The organism is Caldimonas sp. (genome assembly GCF_046291045.1).
Classification (GTDB): domain Bacteria; phylum Pseudomonadota; class Gammaproteobacteria; order Burkholderiales; family Burkholderiaceae_C; genus Caldimonas.
This window is the reverse complement of the sequence record NZ_JBKBSL010000032.1, coordinates 20673-36349: the sequence shown is the minus strand read 5'-3', so window position 1 is coordinate 36349 and position 15677 is coordinate 20673. Positions and strand designations below refer to the sequence as shown.

Below are 15677 nucleotides of genomic sequence, written 5' to 3'. Positions count from 1 at the left end.
TGGAAGGCCAGGCGGCGCTCACGCAGGTGCACGTCGGCAGCGGTCACGCGGTCGAAGCGCCGCAGGTGCTCGACCCAGGACTCGTCGATGAAGTACTCGGTGTACAGGCCCGGGTCGTTGACGTCGCGGAACAGCTCCCAGGCCAGGGCACCCTGGCGCAGGCGGCTGCGGCGGCTTTCCTGCATCACCTCACGGAAGGCGGCGGCCTGCGCCGGGTCGATGCGGTACTCGATCGTGACGAGCACCGGCCCGGCGTCGGGATCGACCGGCGTGGTGGTCACGGGAGGCTTCCAGGCCTGCGAGGGCGTGAGGTCCTCCTCGGCGCCGCCGTCGACCACCATGCGCCGCGCCCACAGAAGCAGCAGCATCCCGGTGGCGGCGGCGGCCAGCAGGCTGGCGGGCACGCTGGCGAGGCTGGCCACCTTGCCCCACAGCGCGGCCGACAGTCCGGCGCTGCCCATCAGGGCCATCTGGTAGATCGACATGCCGCGTGCGCGCACCCAGTCGGGCAGGGCGAGCTGGGCGGCCACCGTGAGGGTGTTGGCCACGGTGATCCAGGCCATGCCGCTGACGAACATGGCCGGCACGGCCAGCCAGGCCTGGGGCGCGAAGGCCACGACGACGGTCATGGCTGCCTGCACCACCGAACCGCGGTTGACGAGCTGGTCGCGGGTGTAGCGCGCGCGCAGCCTGGGCAGCTGGGCCGCCGCCACCACCGCGCCGCTGCCCATGGCCGCCAGCAGCAAGGTGAAGGTGCCCGCGCCGCCGTCGTCCAGGCCGCGCGCGATCACCGGCAGCAGGGCCAGCACGGCGGTGGACTGCAGGAAGAACAGCGCGATGCGCACCAGCACCGCCTGCATCCGGGTGGACTGGCGCACGTACTGCCAGCCCACGCGGATGGCGCCGACGAAGCGTTCCCCGGGCAGGGCGCTGACGGTGCGCTCGCGTTTCCAGCGCAGGATCACGAAGCCCGCCGCCACCGACAGCACGGCGTTGAGCACGAAAACATAGGCGCTGCCCAGGCCCGCGATGATGGCGCCGGCCAGCAGCGGGCCGATGATGCGCGAAGCGTTCATCGCGATGCCGTTGAGCGCCAGGGCGGCGGGCAACTGCAGGCGCGGCACCAGCTCGGGCACGATGGCGGCGAACACCGGCCAGCGCATGGCCAGGCCGATGCCGTTGGCGAAGGTGAGCACCAGCAGCAGGGCCGGCGTGACGGCACCGGTCAGCACGAGCACACAGGTCACCACCGCTACCGCGGCCACCCAGAACTGCGTGACGACGAAGAAGAGTCGCCGGTCGAGGATGTCGGCCAGGGCCCCACTGGGCAGCCCCAGCAGGAAGACCGGCAGCATCGAGGCCGTCTGCACCAAAGCCACCAGCGCCGGCGAGGTCGTCAGCGTGGTCATCAGCCAGGCCGCGGCCACATCGTTCATCCACATGCAGGTGTTGGCCACCAGCCAGGTGAGCCAGAGCATGCGGAAGACCGGCTGGGACAGCGGGGCCCAAGCGGAGGCAGACACCGCAGGAGCGGCCGGGCCGGCAGGAGGGGGAGGGACGTCAGACGGGTTCAAGGCAAGCCCGATGATGCCCCAAAACACGCCGGGCGTGCGTGGCCCGGGCGCGAGCCTCGCACGCCGTTTGCCGCAGGCTCAGCTCGTGCGGGCGTTCGCGTCGGCCACGGCCAGCGCGGTGATGTTGACGATGCGGCGTACCGTGGCCGAAGGGGTGAGGATGTGCGCCGGTGCCGCCGCCCCCAGCAAGACAGGGCCGACCGTCACGCCCTGGCCGCCGGTCATCTTCAGGACGTTGAAGAGAATGTTGGCGGCATCCAGATTGGGCAGCACCAGCACGTTGGCCGCGCCGCGCAGGGTCGAGCCGGGCAGGTAGGTTTCGCGCACCGTCTCGCTCAGGGCGGCATCGCCGTGCATCTCGCCGTCAGCCTCGACGTCGGGGCGGCGCTGCACGAAGAGGTCGCGTGCCGCACGCATCTTGCGCGCCGAGGGTCGCGTGCTGGAGCCGAACATCGAATGCGACAGGAAGGCCACGCGCGGCGGCAGGCCGAAGCGGCGTACCGCATCGGCGGCCTGCACGGCGATGTCGGCCAGTGTGGCGGCGTCCGGATCCTCGTTGACGAAGGTGTCGGCGATGAACAGCGTGTGCTTGTCCAGCATCAGCGCGTTCATCGCAGCGAAGCCGCTGGCGCCGGCCTTCAGGCCGATGAGGTCACGCACGTGCTCCAGGTGGGCCTCATAGCGCCCCACCAGGCCGCAGACCATGCCATCGGCATCACCCAGGTGCACCATCATGGCCGCGATCAACGTGTTGGAGCGGCGCAGGGCCACCTTGGCCATCTCGGGGGTCACGCCGTCGCGGGCCTTGAGGCGGTGGTAGGTCTCCCAGTACTGACGGAAGCGTGGGTCGTCCTCGGGGTTGACCACCTCGAAGTCGCGGCCCGGCTGCAGGCGCAACCCGGCGCGCTCCAACCGCATCTGGATCACGTGGGGCCGGCCCACGAGGATGGGTTTCACCATCTTTTCGTCCAGCGCGATCTGCACTGCGCGCAGCACACGTTCGTCCTCGCCTTCGGCGTAGGCGATGCGCCGGGGCGCGGCTTTGGCGGCCTGGAAGACCGGTCGCATGAACAATCCAGTGTGCGTCACGAAGCGCGTGAGCGACTCGCGGTAAGCGTCCAGGTCGGCGATCGGGCGGGTGGCCACGCCGGAGTCGGCTGCCGCTTGGGCCACGGCCGGGGCGATGCGCAGGATGAGACGGGCGTCGAAAGGGGTGGGGATGAGGTAGTCCGGGCCGAAACGCAATTCGCGCCCGGCGTAGGCCGAGGCCACCTCGTCGCTGATCTCGGCCTTGGCGAGGTCGGCGATCTCGCGCACGCAGGCCACCTTCATCGCCTCGGTGATGCGCGTGGCGCCGCTGTCGAGCGCGCCGCGGAAGATGTAGGGGAAGCACAGGACGTTGTTGACCTGGTTGGGGTAGTCCGAGCGGCCGGTGGCGATGATGCAATCGGGCCGTGCAGCCTTGGCCACCTCGGGGCGGATCTCCGGCTCGGGGTTGGCCAGGGCCAGGATGATGGGCCGGTCCGCCATGGTCTTCACCATCTCGGCCGTCAGTACCCCCGGGGCCGAACAGCCCAAAAAGACGTCGGCGCCGCGCACCGCGTCGGCCAGGGTACGCGCCTCGGTCTTTTGCACGTAGCGCTGCTTGGATTCGTCGAGCCGGTCCTCGCGGCGGTCGTGGATCACGCCCTTGGAGTCGCACACAAAGATGTGCTCGCGCTTCACGCCCAGCTCCACCATCAGATCCAGGCAGGCGATGGCAGCGGCCCCCGCGCCCGAGACGGCGAGCTTCACCTCCCCGATGCGCTTGCCCACCAGCTCCAGGCCGTTGAGCAGGGCGGCGGCCGAGATGATGGCCGTGCCATGCTGGTCGTCGTGGAAGACGGGGATGTTCATGCGCTCGCGCAAGCGCTTCTCGATGTAGAAGCACTCGGGCGCCTTGATGTCTTCGAGATTGACGCCGCCCAGCGTGGGTTCGAGCGCAGCGATGATCTCGATCAGCTTGTCGGGGTCCTTCTCGGCTAGCTCGATGTCGAAGACGTCGATCCCGGCGAACTTCTTGAACAGGCAGCCCTTGCCCTCCATGACCGGCTTGCCCGCTAGCGGGCCGATGTCGCCCAGCCCCAGCACGGCGGTGCCGTTGGTGACCACGCCGACGAGGTTGCCGCGCGAGGTGTAGTCGGCCGCCAGGCGAGGATCCTCCTCGATGGCCAGGCAGGCATAGGCCACGCCGGGCGAGTAGGCGAGCGAGAGGTCGCGCTGGTTGGACAGGGGCTTGGTGGGTGCCACGGCGATCTTGCCGCGCACCGGGCTGCGGTGGTATTCGAGGGCGGCGTCGCGCAGGGCCTGTTCGGCGGGCGACAACGGGGTCTTGGCGGCCATGAGGGTCTCCTTGAGGCTGGCGGGGCACCTTTGCGCGGTGCGCCACCAACCTCAAGCCTACGCTTTTGTGCGGCGCAGATTAATGGCGTGGGAAGTTGGGCAGCTTACGCTGCCGGCCAGGCCCGCCTCGGGGGCGTTCATCGCCACACGTCCACCACGGTGCGCCCGCGCACCTGGCCCGCCAGCAGTTTCGGACAGTATCCGATCACCTCGCTCAGGCCGATCTCGGAGGTCATCGCCTCCAGCCGTTGGGCTGGTACATGCTGCGCGAGCAAATCCCAGGCTTTGCGGCGCGTGTCGTTGTCGGTGAAGACGCTGTTGATGCCGTACAGCGTGACCCCGCGCAGGATGAAGGGCATCACCGTGCCGGGGAAGTCGGCCCCTTGGGCCAGGCCGCAGGCGGCCACCGCGCCGTTCCAGCGCGTGGCGGCGCAGGCATTGGCCAGCGTGTGGCTGCCCACCGTATCGATCACCCCGGCCCAGCGCTCGCTTTGCAGCGGCTTGCCGGGCTGGGTGAACTCTTGGCGGTCCACGCAGCGGGCGGCTCCCAGGCTGCGCAGGTAGTCGGCCTCCTGGGGCCGCCCGGTGGAAGCCACCACCGTGTAGCCCAGGCTGCCCAGTAGCGCCACCGCGACCGAGCCCACGCCCCCGGCCGCACCGGTGACGAGCACCTCGCCGTCGCCCGGCTGAAGACCATGACGCTGCAAGGCCATCACGCACAGCGCGGCGGTGAAGCCGGCGGTGGCGATGGCCATCGACTGCCGCGCGGTGTAGGCGGCCGGACGTCGCAGCAGCCAACCCGCCTTCAACCGAGCTTTCTGGGCCAGTCCTCCCCAGTGTGTCTCGCCCAGGCCCCAGCCAGTCACGACCACCGGGTCGCCCGCTCGCCAGGCCGCATCGGTGCTGGCCTCGACCGTGCCGGCCAGATCGATACCCGGCACCATCGGCCAGGCGCGCACGATGGCCCCACGGCCGGTCACGGCCAGCGCGTCCTTGTAGTTGAGAGTGGAGTACTCGACCTTCACGGTCACCTCCCCCTCGGGCAGCTGGGCGTCGTCCAGGTCGACCAGCGCGGCGCGGGTCTGGCGGTCTTCCTGGGTCAGCAGCACGGCTTTGAACATCGGGGTCTCCTTCCGGGATACCCGCGATCTTCCCCCAAAAAGCGGGTTCAGTGCCGCACAGGCTCCAGCGCGCCCACCAAGGCCAGGCGGCGGCGGTCGGCGTGCGAGCGCCAGCGGGCCCTGCAGGCGGGCACCTCCACCTCGACCGGTTCGGTCTGCGTCTGCCAGTCCAGGGCCTCCTCCAGCAGGCCGTGGCCACCGGCGGCCAGCGCCATCGCGCTGCGCCACAGCCGGGCCATGCGCTCGGCCGGTGCACAGCCATGCTGCGCGTGGTGGGCGCGTTCGTAGCGCTCGCGGCATGTGGGCGGCTCGGCATGGCAGTGCTCCCACCGGCCGGTGATCTCCGGGATCGGGCGCACCAGCGAGGGCAAGAGGCTGTCGGCTCGGGCGTCGTACAGCCCGAGCAGGGTGTGGCCATCCGGGAAGCGGATGCGGGCAAGGTACTGGCTCATGGCACCAAAGTCTTGTTCGAGTGGGAGCACTGCGCGGCCGCACAGCGCTTGCACGAGGATCGTTATGGGATCATGGATCCGAGCCTCCAGTGCCTCCCCCTGATGGGGGAATCGAGTGTTGCGCTGCACAATTTTCTTCGCAACCCGGGAAACGGTCACAATGCGAACATGACTGTGACGCTTGCTGCCTCGGAGACTGCCACCGAACGCCCCTTGGCGCTGACCCTGGGCGATCCGTGCGGCATCGGACCGGAGATCCTGGCCCGAGCTCTGGTCGCAGGGGCCATCCCCGGGGCCTTCGTGGTGGGGGACGCGGCCGTGATGCGCCGCGCCCTGGCTTGTCAGGGTCTAGAGGCGCCCGTGGTGGTGGTCGAGCGGCCCGGCGAGGCTGCTTCGGTGCCGGCCGGGGCCGTGGCCGTGGTCGAGCCCCCGGGCCTGCCCGCCGGCCTGGCCGCGCTACCGTGGGGCCGGGTGGACGCGCGCGCCGGTGCGGCGGCGGCTTGCTGTGTGCGCCAGGCCATCGTCTGGGCCCGTGCCGGCGAGATTGCCGGCATCGTCACCGCACCGCTGCACAAAGAGGCCCTGGCGGCTGCGGGCGAGCCCTACCCCGGCCACACCGAGTTGCTGGCCGCCGAGGCGGCCGGGCCGGGTGCGACGGTGCCGGCGGTGCGCATGATGCTGGCCAACGAAGAGCTGCGCACCGTGCTCGTGAGCATTCACCTGCCGCTGCGCGAGGCGATCGAGCAGGTGACATGCTCGTCGGTGCTGGAGACGATCCGCATCGCGCACCGCAGTGCGGCTTTGTGGGGTCAGCCGCGGCCATGCATCGCGGTGGCTGGGCTCAACCCGCATGCAGGCGAGGGCGGTTTGTTTGGTGACGAGGAGATCCGCCACATCGCGCCGGCCATCGAGGCGGCGCGCCGCGAAGGCATCGACGCCCGCGGCCCCTACGCGCCCGACACGGTCTTCATGCGGGCCCGCCATGCGCCGGGTCATCCGGGCGAGTTCGACCTGGTGGTGGCCATGTACCACGACCAGGGCTTGATCCCGGTGAAGTACTTGGGGGTGGAGCAGGGGGTGAACGTGACCCTGGGGCTGCCCTTCATTCGCACCAGCCCCGACCACGGCACCGCCTTCGACATCGCCGGCACCGGCCGGGCCGATCCATCCAGCCTGATTGCCGCGGCCCGCATGGCCCGCCGGCTCAGCGCTGGCTGTTCGCGGTGAGCTCGGCGAGCTGCTTGCGCGCGCGTGCCACGGCGCGCTCGATCAGGTAGGCCTGCTCGAAGGCGCGGAAGCGGCCCGTTTCGCACATTCGCGTCAGCATGCGCCCGGTCATCGAGACGATGGTCTGGTGCTTGCGGCCGTGGCTGAAGATGAAGAAGGTCCGCCCCGGGCTCACCCAGTTCAGCCGCACCTTCTTCCACTGGCCGTCTAGGTGCATCTGGTAGGCCACGCCGGGCTGAACGTGCTGCACCAGTGCCACCCCCTGCGTAGGCTGCTCGGGCCGCATCTCGGGCTCGAGTTCCTCCAGGTTGATGTCCACGTCGGTGCCGCCGGCCTCGCCGCCGCTGAGGTCGATGTCGATCCTGCCGTCCCAGTCGATCGCGGTCTCGGCCACCAGCCCGATGCGCTGGGCCTCGTCGGGTGAGAAGTTCGTCTCCGGTGCCGCGACCGCGGCCGGGGTCTCGGTGGGCGGCACCTCTTCGGCCGTGGGCACGACCAGCCGGTCCAGCCCCTGGAGCTGGGTGTCGAGCTGGCGCATTTGGAAGGCGGTCAGCGGCTGTCCCTTGAGCGACTGGGCGTGCAGCGGCAGCAGTTCGGCGAAGAAGGCCTTCTTCTGCTCTTCCGGATGGTGGATCAGCGCCAGCCCCTCGTTGAGCGTTTTCATCAGCTGGGGCAGGGCCAGGATGAACTGCTTGCGCTCGGCCGGCGTGGCCTTGGGCTGCACTGACATCACCAGCTCGCGAGCGGCGCGCCGGATGCGTCGGGTCGTTTCCGCCTGCGGCCCGTGGCGTAGCGTGGCTTCGACTTCGACCTGGCTCCACACCTTCACGAGAAAGTCGCGGATGAAGTCGTGCAGACCGATCGACGCCAGCACCCCCTGCACCTGCATCTCGTGCCGGTGCACGATACGCAGCTGTGCCTCCTTGCCGGCCAACAGCGCCACGGCCTGCGCATGGGCCTGGGCCTCGTCGTGCGCCTGCTCCTGCACGAAGGCCTCGAGGGCGCGCAGCTTGCCCTCGTAGAGGTCCATCTGGTCGAAGTCGCCCTCGACGACCTGCTGCACCAGTTCGCGCACCAGGCTCAGGAAGCGCTTGCCCGGGCCTTCGTCGAAATCCTCGAAGGCGCAGGCAATGGAGGCCATGCGGTTGACGAACTTGCGCACCGGATGGCTGCGCGAGGAGAAGAACTGCACGTCCTTGAGCGCTACCCGCAGCACCGGAAGTTGCAGCCGTGCGATCTGGCGTGCCATCTGGGGGGGCACCTTCGGGTCGGACAGGATCTGGTCGAACAGCGATGCGACGATGTCGATCACCATGTGATCGAGCGCACCGCTGCTGGCGCGCATCAGTTCCTCGCGGTGCGCGCGGATCAGGTTGACGGCCATCAGCCCGCTCAGCCCCGAGGGCAGACCGCCTGGGGCCGAATGCAGACTGCCCGGGGCGGAGGATGCCACTGCGACGCCGGCCCCACTGGGGCTCCAGGCGCCAGCGGGCGAACCAGTGCTCACGCCGTCCAGGGCGCCTGGGCCGCTGGTCAGGTAGGCCAGGCGGCGGATGAGATCCAGCATCTGCGCGTCGGCCCCGGCCGGTGCGCCCACGGGGCCCGTGCCACCGAGTGCACCGTGGCCGGACGGGCCGCCCGCCACGCCCAGGACCCCGGGGCCGCTGACCGGCAGGCCGCCTGCGCCGCTCGGGCCGGGGGCGGTGCTGCCCAGCGCCCCTGCACCGCTGGGCCCGAAGCCGGCCGGTGCGGGCACGCCGAACAGCGCGCTCAAGGCCTGCGCCGCCTGACGCTGGTCGGACAGGGCGCCGGCGCCGGTGTTGCGCAAGGGCACGGCCGGCGCCGTGACGCCGCCGGTGCCCGAGATGACGGCGCTGCGCACGGCCAGACCCACCGGCTGGATCCCCCGCGCGCTGAGATCGGCCACGATCGCCCCATAGCACTGGCGCATCGACTTGGCCAGGCCATGGCCCAGTTCACTGGCGAGCGTCTTGCGGACGGCCGCCTCGGGGCTCACCACCTCGATGCTGCGGAACAGCGCCTTGCCGATGACCTCAGGCCGGACGGGGTTGCGCTCCGGGTCGGGGCGGCCCAGGCCCAGCAGCGAGCCCATGTAGGCGTCCAGTTCGCGCAGTTCCCACTCGCACTCATGTTCGATCTCCAGGCCGAGACGATGGGCCGTCACCTGCTCCTCGACCTCGCTGTCGCCGACCAGGCTGAGCGAGGACCAGTCGGTGCTTGCCAGGCTGCGAGCGCCGCCCACGCGCGGCGTGATCTCCTGGGCCACCTTCTCGTTGAGCACCGAGGTGAAGGTCATGTTGAAGGCCGACAGCTTGCGCTGCAGGTCGAACTGGGCCGACATGTAAGCCTGGCGCTGCGCGTTGCTCTTGGCCGACAGCGCGAGCATGCCCAGCGCGTCGACCACGCGACTGGCGGTCGACGACGCGGTGTTCAAGATCTTCTGCACGGCCGCCTGCATGGCGGCGTGGAGTCGCGGGTCGGGCAGGGTCATGGCACTTGCAGTTGCAAGGGGAATCAGTATGGCCCGAAACCCTGTCTCAGGCTTCGCGGTGACACGCAAACAGATGCCAAATCAGGCACGCCCACCGCGAACGCCCCGCGTGGGAGGGCCTGAACGATCGGCGGTTGTAACGTCTTGTTACTTCTGCTTCAGCGCATCGCGGATTTCGCGCAGCAACACGATGTCCTCTGGCGGGGCGGCTGGGGCGGGTGCAGCCGCAGGGGCCTGGCGCTTGAGGCGATTGATCTGCTTGACCATCAGGAAGATGATGAAGGCCAGGATCAGGAAGTTGATCGCCACCGTGAGAAAGCTGCCGTAGGCGAACACTGCGCCGGCCTTCTTCGCTTCGGCCAGGGTCTGGGCAGTCTGGCCCGCCAGCGGGATGAAGTAGTTGGAGAAATCCAGACCGCCGAAGAGGGTGCTGATCACCGGCATGATCACGTCGCCCACCATCGAGTCGACGATCTTGCCGAACGCTCCGCCGATGATCACGCCCACGGCCAGATCGATGACGTTGCCCTTGACGGCAAACTCCTTGAATTCGCTCATGAAGCCCATGCGGTTCTCCTGGTGCTCGGCCAGCCCGTGGCGCCCCTCGCCTCCGGTTGGGCGCAGTATGCCCGTCGGGGCTGCTGCGGCCAAGCCGCCTGGCCGCGCGCGGCTGGCGCACAGCCGGGCGGCGCGTGTGCTGGCTGGGCGTCCCGGCTGTCCGCTAGAATCGCGGGTTGCCCCTAACCAAAGAAGTGCTTCTGAGGATCCCCCATGAGTGATCAGCAAGTGGACAAGAGCCGCCGCACCTGGGTCGCCATTGCCTGTGGCGCGGGCGCTGTCGGCGGCGTGGCCACCGCCATCCCCTTCGTCAGCACCTTCCAGCCGTCCGAGCGCGCCCGTGCCGCCGGTGCTGCGGTCGAGGTGGACATCAGCACGCTCAAGCCCGGCGAGATGATCACCGTGGAATGGCGGGGCAAGCCGGTGTGGATCCTGCGCCGCACCCCCGAGCAGCTCGAGTCGCTGGCCAAGACCGAGTCCCAAGTGGCCGACCCGAACTCCGAGCGCACCCAGTACCCCACCCCGGAGTACGCACGCAACCAGCATCGCTCGATCAAGCCCGAAATCTTCGTGGGTGTGGGCATTTGCTCGCACCTGGGCTGCTCGCCCGTCTCCAAGTTCACGCCGGGCGCCCAGCCCTCGCTGCCCGACGACTGGCAGGGCGGGTTCCTGTGCCCCTGCCATGGCTCCACGTTTGACATGGCCGGGCGTGTGTTCAAGAACAAGCCTGCACCGGACAACCTGGAAGTGCCGCCGCACATGTACCTGTCCGACACCAAGCTGTTGATCGGTGAGGACAAGCGGGCCTGACCCCCGACGGACGTACAAGCACAAGGTGACACCCCATGGCTGAATACAAAGAAGCTCCCGCCGACGCCACCGCAGGCCAGAAGCTGCTGACCTGGATCGACAACCGCTTCCCGCTCACCAAGCTCTACAACGAGCACATGGGCGAGTACTACGCGCCCAAGAACTTCAACTTCTGGTATGTCTTCGGCTCGCTGGCGCTGGTGGTTCTGGTGATCCAGATCGTCACCGGCATCTTCCTCGTGATGCACTACAAGCCCGACGCGAACCTCGCCTTCGCCTCGGTCGAGTACATCATGCGCGACGTGCCCTGGGGCTGGCTGATCCGCTACATGCATTCCACCGGGGCCTCGGCCTTCTTCATCGTCGTCTACCTGCACATGTTCCGCGGGCTGCTCTACGGCTCCTACCGCAAGCCGCGCGAGCTGGTGTGGATCTTCGGCTGCGCGATCTTCCTGTGCCTGATGGCCGAAGCCTTCTTCGGCTACCTGCTGCCGTGGGGCCAGATGTCCTACTGGGGCGCCCAGGTGATCGTGAACCTGTTCGCCGCCGTGCCCTTCATTGGTCCGGATCTGGCTCTGCTGATTCGCGGCGACTATGTCGTCTCCGATGCCACGCTGAACCGCTTCTTCAGCTTTCATGTGATCGCCATCCCGCTGGTGCTGTTGGGCCTGGTGGTGGCGCACATCATTGCGCTGCACGAGGTGGGCTCGAACAACCCCGACGGCGTGGAGATCAAGGCCAAGAAGGATGCTCAGGGCCGTCCGCTCGATGGCATTCCCTTCCACCCGTACTACACGGTGCACGACATCTATGCGCTGAGCGTTTTCCTGATGGCCTTCTCGGCGGTGGTGTTCTTCGCGCCGGAGTTCGGCGGCTACTTCCTGGAGTACAACAACTTCATCCCGGCTGACCCGCTGAAGACCCCGGCACACATTGCCCCGGTGTGGTACTTCACGCCGTATTACTCGATGCTGCGCGCCACCACCGATCTGATGGTCAACGTGCTGGTCGTGCTCATCGCGCTGGGCGCGATCCTGGCGGTGCTGCGTGGCGGTTTCGGTGCCAAGGGCAAGCTGGCCGTCATCGTCGGTGCTTTGGTGGCCGCCGGCCTGCTCAAGGCTTTCGATGCCAAGTTCTGGGGCGTGGTAGTGATGGGCGGTGCCGTCCTGATCATGTTCTTCCTGCCGTGGCTCGATCGCAGTCCGGTCAAGTCCATCCGCTACCGTCCCGACTGGCACAAGTACGTCTACGGCGCGTTCGTGCTCGTGTTCGTGGTGCTGGGCTACCTGGGCATCCAGCCTCCCTCGCCGACGGGTGAGTTGATCTCCCAGATCGGCACGCTGTTCTACTTCGGGTTCTTCCTGCTCATGCCCTGGTGGTCGCGACTGGGCGAGTTCAAGCCGGTGCCCGAGCGTGTGACCTTTGCCGCCCACTGAGCCCGCCGGAGTTCGCCCCATGAAAAAAATGATCCAAACACTGCTGGCCGCGCTGGCGCTGAGTGTCGGTCTGTCCACGGCCCATGCGGCGGCCGATGGCATTGCCTGGGACAAGTTCCCCAAGGAGCGGGTCACCGACCTGGCTGCGCTGCAACATGGCGCCAAGCTCTTCGTCAACTACTGCCTGAATTGCCACTCCGCGGCGTTCATGCGCTACAACCGACTGCGTGACATCGGTCTGACCGAGGAGCAGATCAAGAACAACCTGATGTTCACCACCGACAAGGTGGGTGAGACCATGAAGGTGGCCATCGACCCCAAGATGGCCAAGGAATGGTTTGGTGCCAACCCGCCGGACCTCACCGTCATTGCTCGTTCGCGCTCGGCGGCCGGTAAGGGCAGTGGGGCCGACTACCTCTACACTTACTTGCGCACCTACTACCGCGACGACACCAAGGCCACGGGCTGGAACAACCTGGCCTTCCCGAGCGTGGGCATGCCCCACGTGATGTGGGAACTGCAGGGTCAGCGCGTGGCGCGCTACACCCAGCAGCCCGATCCCCACGACCCGAGCAAGACCATCGAGGTGTTTGCCGGGTTCGAGCAGATCACGCCGGGCAAGATGAGCGAGACCGAGTTCAACTCGGCCGTGGCCGACCTGGTGGCCTTTCTGCAGTGGATGGGTGAGCCGGCCCAGAATCAGCGTGTGCGCTTGGGAGTCTGGGTGCTGATCTTCCTGGCAGGCTTCACTTTCATCGCCTGGCGTCTGAACGCCGCTTACTGGAAAGACGTGAAATGAGACGGGCGTGACGCGGGCCGCTGAAACAGCGGTGCGTCACCCCAAGCCGGAGTGGGCCCGCCGATGCGTCCCACTCCTTTCGTTTTTAGGATCTCTCGCCTCACGAGGAGCTCACCACCATGATGGTGCTTTACTCCGGAACCACCTGTCCCTACTCCCACCGCTGCCGCTTCGTGCTGTTCGAAAAGGGCATGGACTTCGAGATCCGCGATGTCGACCTCTTCGCCAAGCCCGAGGACATCGCGCTGATGAACCCGTACAACGAGGTGCCCATCTTGGTGGAGCGTGACCTCATCCTGTACGAGTCCAACATCATCAACGAATACATCGACGAGCGCTTCCCGCACCCGCAGCTCATGCCGGGCGACCCCGTGGCGCGGGCTCGCGTGCGGCTGTTCCTGCTCAACTTCGAAAAGGAACTGTTCGCGCACGTCAACGTGCTCGAGTCGCGTGGCATCAAGCCCACTGACAAGCAACTCGAGCGCGCGCGCGCCCAGATCCGCGACCGGCTGACCCAGTTGGCGCCCATCTTCCTGAAGAACAAGTACATGCTGGGTGAGGACTTCTCGATGCTGGACGTGGCCATCGCGCCCCTGCTGTGGCGCCTGGACTACTACGGCATCGACCTGTCCAAGAACGCCATGCCGCTGCTCAAGTACGCCGAGCGCATCTTCTCCCGCCCGGCCTACATCGAGGCGCTGACCCCGTCCGAGAAGGTCATGCGCAAGTAGCGGGGCTACCCCGGCGCGCCTTCGGGGGCGACACCGGCGGCCCGGCGCGGCCGGATCCACCGTGTCCACCGGCACTGTGCGCTGACTACCGCATCATGGAGCACTGAAAACGATGAGTGATCCGAAGGGCCCCGAAGGCACGACCGAAGTGGCGTCCACACGCCCCTACCTGATCCGTGCGCTGCACGACTGGTGCACCGACAACGGCTTCACGCCCTACTTGGCCGTGTACGTGGACGACTCGGTGCAAGTGCCGCACGAGTACGTGAAAAACCGCGAGATCGTGCTCAACGTCAGCTTCGATGCCACCAGCGGGCTCAAGCTCGGCAACGAGACCATCGAGTTCCGTGCCCGCTTTGGCGGCGTGGCGCGCGACATCGTGCTGCCGGTGGACCACGTGATCGCCATCTATGCCCGCGAGAATGGGCAAGGCATGGCTTTCCCTGTGCCGGCAGCCGCTGCCGGCGCGCCTGCTGCACCGGCCGATGGTCCGCAGGAGGCAGCGGCGCGCCCGGCTGGCGGCCCACTCAAACTCGCCCCGGGTCGCCCCACGAGTGGCCCGTCGGACCAGGAGCCGCCCGAACCCTCGCCGCCCACCGGCGGCCGCCCCGCGCTCAAGCGGGTGAAGTGAGCCCTTTACAATCCTGCGTGCATCTTGCCGCAGGCCAGGCTGCCGGCTTAGCTCAGTTGGTAGAGCAACCGCCTTGTAAGCGGTAGGTCATCCGTTCGAGTCGGATAGCCGGCACCACTCCTCTGGCCCTGCGGCCGCGGCCGCTTCGGCGACCTCGGCGTGCAGGCGGGGGGCGCTCGATCGGTGAGGTCTGAGCATAGAATCCGGACGATGATGACTCGGCTGTGGTCGTTGGTGGTGCTCATGATCCTGGCAGTGGCAGTCCAAGTGGCGCTGCCCGGTCCGGCTGCTGCCGCCGCCACGGCCGTCCATGACGCGATGGGCGAGCCGCCCGCTGACCCAGCGAGCCTGTCGGGTGGCGACACCGGACTGTCGGAGGATCCGTCGGCGGGAGCGGCGCCCATCGACCCGGCCGTCGAGTTTCATGCGGCCGGGGCCGCTGGCCCGTACCTGAGCCACCCGCCGGCCTCCCATGCCTGGATCCGTCGCATGGGGGCCCGTCTCTTGGCATCGCCCGTGCTCGACGGACTGCTGCGGCCGCCCACCCGTAGTGGACGGGCGGCCTGACTCGGACCGATTCCGGCCCGGGCCACGCTACCCTGGACTCCCGCCCCCACGTGGCCGCCCAGGTGCGGCCGCCTCGAAGCTTTCACCCTCACACCCTTTCGGAGCCCTTTCCATGAACGAAAACACGGTCCTCCCGTCCGCCCTGGGCGCATCGGTCCCTTCCGTCCAGGAGCGCAACCGCGTCCTGCGCAACACCTACTGGTTGCTGGCCCTGTCGATGGTGCCCACCGTGCTGGGCGCCTGGCTGGGACTGGCCACTGGCATCACCCGGGCCATGTCACCCATGGTGGGCCTGGTGGTGTTCCTGGCCGGCGCCTTTGGCTTCATGTTTGTGATCGAGCGCACCAAGAACTCGGCCGCGGGCGTGCCCGTACTGCTGGCCTTCACCTTCTTCATGGGCGTGATGCTGTCGCGTCTGGTGGGCGTGGTGCTCGGCTTGGCCAATGGGGCGAGCCTGATCATGACGGCCTTTGCCGGTACCGGCGCGATCTTCTTCGGCATGGCGGCCCTGTCATCGGTCATCAAGCGCGACCTGAGCTCGATGGGCAAGTTCCTGTTCGTCGGCGTCATCATGCTGCTGGTGGCCGGCATCGCCAACGTGTTCATCCAGTCCAGCGCCCTGATGATCACCCTGTCGGTGCTCGCGATCGGCATCTTCTCGGCTTTCATCCTGCATGACCTCAAGCGGGTGCAAGACGGCCTGGAGACCAACTACATCACGGCCACGCTGGGTGTCTATCTGAGCCTGTACAACGTCTTCCAGTCGCTGCTGGCCCTGCTGGGCCTCTTCGGCGGTCGCGAGGAATAAGGCCTTGCATGCGGCGGCGTCGAGCCGCCGCCCACCTCTCGGGGGTGACGGTGGCTCCCCCTGTCTGGC

14 protein-coding genes and 1 tRNA gene are annotated in these 15677 nt (G+C 68.1%); 9 read left to right on the top strand and 6 right to left on the bottom strand.

The genetic code is table 11. The features are described from left to right. The 4 genes from ACK4ZD_RS11980 to ACK4ZD_RS11965 form a co-directional block, all read right to left on the bottom strand. The coding region (locus ACK4ZD_RS11980) for an MFS transporter (protein WP_409662262.1) at positions 1–1478 on the bottom strand (1478 nt) is incomplete at its 3' end. Positions 1479–1652: 174 nt separating this feature from the next. Then, positions 1653–3956 (bottom strand): NADP-dependent malic enzyme, encoded by a 2304-nt coding sequence (locus tag ACK4ZD_RS11975; RefSeq protein WP_409662259.1) that lies wholly within the window; start codon positions 3954–3956, stop codon positions 1653–1655. A 137-nt stretch (positions 3957–4093) separates the two neighbouring features. Further along, positions 4094–5077: an MDR family oxidoreductase gene (locus ACK4ZD_RS11970; protein ID WP_409662256.1), complete on the bottom strand. Its 984-nt coding sequence runs from the start codon at positions 5075–5077 to the stop codon at positions 4094–4096. 47 nt (positions 5078–5124) lie between these two features. After that, complete coding sequence (locus ACK4ZD_RS11965) at positions 5125–5529, bottom strand: hypothetical protein (protein WP_409662254.1); 405 nt, start codon at positions 5527–5529, stop codon at positions 5125–5127. Positions 5530–5697: 168 nt separating this feature from the next. Between ACK4ZD_RS11965 and pdxA the strand changes: the two genes are divergently transcribed. Beyond that, positions 5698–6756 (top strand): 4-hydroxythreonine-4-phosphate dehydrogenase PdxA, encoded by a 1059-nt coding sequence (pdxA, locus tag ACK4ZD_RS11960; RefSeq protein ID WP_409662252.1) that lies wholly within the window; start codon positions 5698–5700, stop codon positions 6754–6756. Here pdxA and ACK4ZD_RS11955 read toward each other — a convergent pair. After that, positions 6734–9268 carry a DUF1631 family protein gene (locus ACK4ZD_RS11955; RefSeq protein WP_409662249.1) on the bottom strand — a complete coding sequence of 845 codons (2535 nt, stop codon included), beginning with the start codon at positions 9266–9268 and terminating at the stop codon, positions 6734–6736. The two genes, pdxA and ACK4ZD_RS11955, sit on opposite strands and share 23 nt — an antisense overlap. Positions 9269–9415: 147 nt before the next feature. Next, positions 9416–9835 (bottom strand): large conductance mechanosensitive channel protein MscL, encoded by a 420-nt coding sequence (gene mscL / locus ACK4ZD_RS11950; protein WP_409662246.1) that lies wholly within the window; start codon positions 9833–9835, stop codon positions 9416–9418. A gap of 204 nt (positions 9836–10039) precedes the next feature. On the opposite strand from mscL, the gene petA reads away from it, so the two are divergent. The 8 genes from petA (at position 10040) to ACK4ZD_RS11910 (ending at position 15608) form a co-directional block, all read left to right on the top strand. Then, positions 10040–10636 carry a ubiquinol-cytochrome c reductase iron-sulfur subunit gene (gene petA, locus ACK4ZD_RS11945; protein ID WP_409662243.1) on the top strand — a complete coding sequence of 199 codons (597 nt, stop codon included), beginning with the start codon at positions 10040–10042 and terminating at the stop codon, positions 10634–10636. Between the two features lie 35 nt (positions 10637–10671). Next, on the top strand, positions 10672–12072 hold the full coding sequence (locus tag ACK4ZD_RS11940; RefSeq protein WP_409662241.1) for a cytochrome b: 1401 nt from the start codon (positions 10672–10674) through the stop codon (positions 12070–12072). Positions 12073–12091: 19 nt separating this feature from the next. Further along, entirely contained in the window at positions 12092–12871 is a 780-nt protein-coding gene (locus ACK4ZD_RS11935) for a cytochrome c1 (RefSeq protein WP_409662238.1), read from the top strand. Between the two features lie 119 nt (positions 12872–12990). Continuing rightward, on the top strand, positions 12991–13602 hold the full coding sequence (locus tag ACK4ZD_RS11930; RefSeq protein ID WP_104303140.1) for a glutathione S-transferase N-terminal domain-containing protein: 612 nt from the start codon (positions 12991–12993) through the stop codon (positions 13600–13602). Between the two features lie 112 nt (positions 13603–13714). Next, the gene (locus tag ACK4ZD_RS11925) at positions 13715–14233 is read left to right on the top strand and encodes a ClpXP protease specificity-enhancing factor (RefSeq protein WP_409662235.1); all 519 of its coding nucleotides are present in this window, start codon (positions 13715–13717) and stop codon (positions 14231–14233) included. 41 nt (positions 14234–14274) lie between these two features. Continuing rightward, positions 14275–14350, top strand: a tRNA-Thr gene (locus ACK4ZD_RS11920). 93 nt (positions 14351–14443) lie between these two features. After that, positions 14444–14800, top strand: a complete 357-nt coding sequence (locus tag ACK4ZD_RS11915; RefSeq protein WP_409662233.1) for a hypothetical protein — start codon at positions 14444–14446, stop codon at positions 14798–14800. Between the two features lie 112 nt (positions 14801–14912). Beyond that, on the top strand, positions 14913–15608 hold the full coding sequence (locus ACK4ZD_RS11910; RefSeq protein WP_409662230.1) for a Bax inhibitor-1 family protein: 696 nt from the start codon (positions 14913–14915) through the stop codon (positions 15606–15608). Positions 15609–15677 lie beyond the last annotated feature (69 nt).

Bases quoted from the DNA above. Each gene is read 5' to 3' on its own strand.
- ACK4ZD_RS11935 (WP_409662238.1), top strand. From the start codon at position 12,092: ATGAAAAAAATGATCCAAACACTGCTGGCCGCGCTGGCGCTGAGTGTC.
- ACK4ZD_RS11965 (WP_409662254.1), bottom strand. From the start codon at position 5,529: ATGAGCCAGTACCTTGCCCGCATCCGCTTCCCGGATGGCCACACCCTG.
- ACK4ZD_RS11955 (WP_409662249.1), bottom strand. From the start codon at position 9,268: ATGACCCTGCCCGACCCGCGACTCCACGCCGCCATGCAGGCGGCCGTG.
- ACK4ZD_RS11930 (WP_104303140.1), top strand. From the start codon at position 12,991: ATGATGGTGCTTTACTCCGGAACCACCTGTCCCTACTCCCACCGCTGC.
- ACK4ZD_RS11940 (WP_409662241.1), top strand. From the start codon at position 10,672: ATGGCTGAATACAAAGAAGCTCCCGCCGACGCCACCGCAGGCCAGAAG.
- ACK4ZD_RS11970 (WP_409662256.1), bottom strand. From the start codon at position 5,077: ATGTTCAAAGCCGTGCTGCTGACCCAGGAAGACCGCCAGACCCGCGCC.
- petA (WP_409662243.1), top strand. From the start codon at position 10,040: ATGAGTGATCAGCAAGTGGACAAGAGCCGCCGCACCTGGGTCGCCATT.
- mscL (WP_409662246.1), bottom strand. From the start codon at position 9,835: ATGGGCTTCATGAGCGAATTCAAGGAGTTTGCCGTCAAGGGCAACGTC.
- ACK4ZD_RS11975 (WP_409662259.1), bottom strand. From the start codon at position 3,956: ATGGCCGCCAAGACCCCGTTGTCGCCCGCCGAACAGGCCCTGCGCGAC.
- ACK4ZD_RS11925 (WP_409662235.1), top strand. From the start codon at position 13,715: ATGAGTGATCCGAAGGGCCCCGAAGGCACGACCGAAGTGGCGTCCACA.
- ACK4ZD_RS11910 (WP_409662230.1), top strand. From the start codon at position 14,913: ATGAACGAAAACACGGTCCTCCCGTCCGCCCTGGGCGCATCGGTCCCT.
- pdxA (WP_409662252.1), top strand. From the start codon at position 5,698: ATGACTGTGACGCTTGCTGCCTCGGAGACTGCCACCGAACGCCCCTTG.
- ACK4ZD_RS11915 (WP_409662233.1), top strand. From the start codon at position 14,444: ATGATGACTCGGCTGTGGTCGTTGGTGGTGCTCATGATCCTGGCAGTG.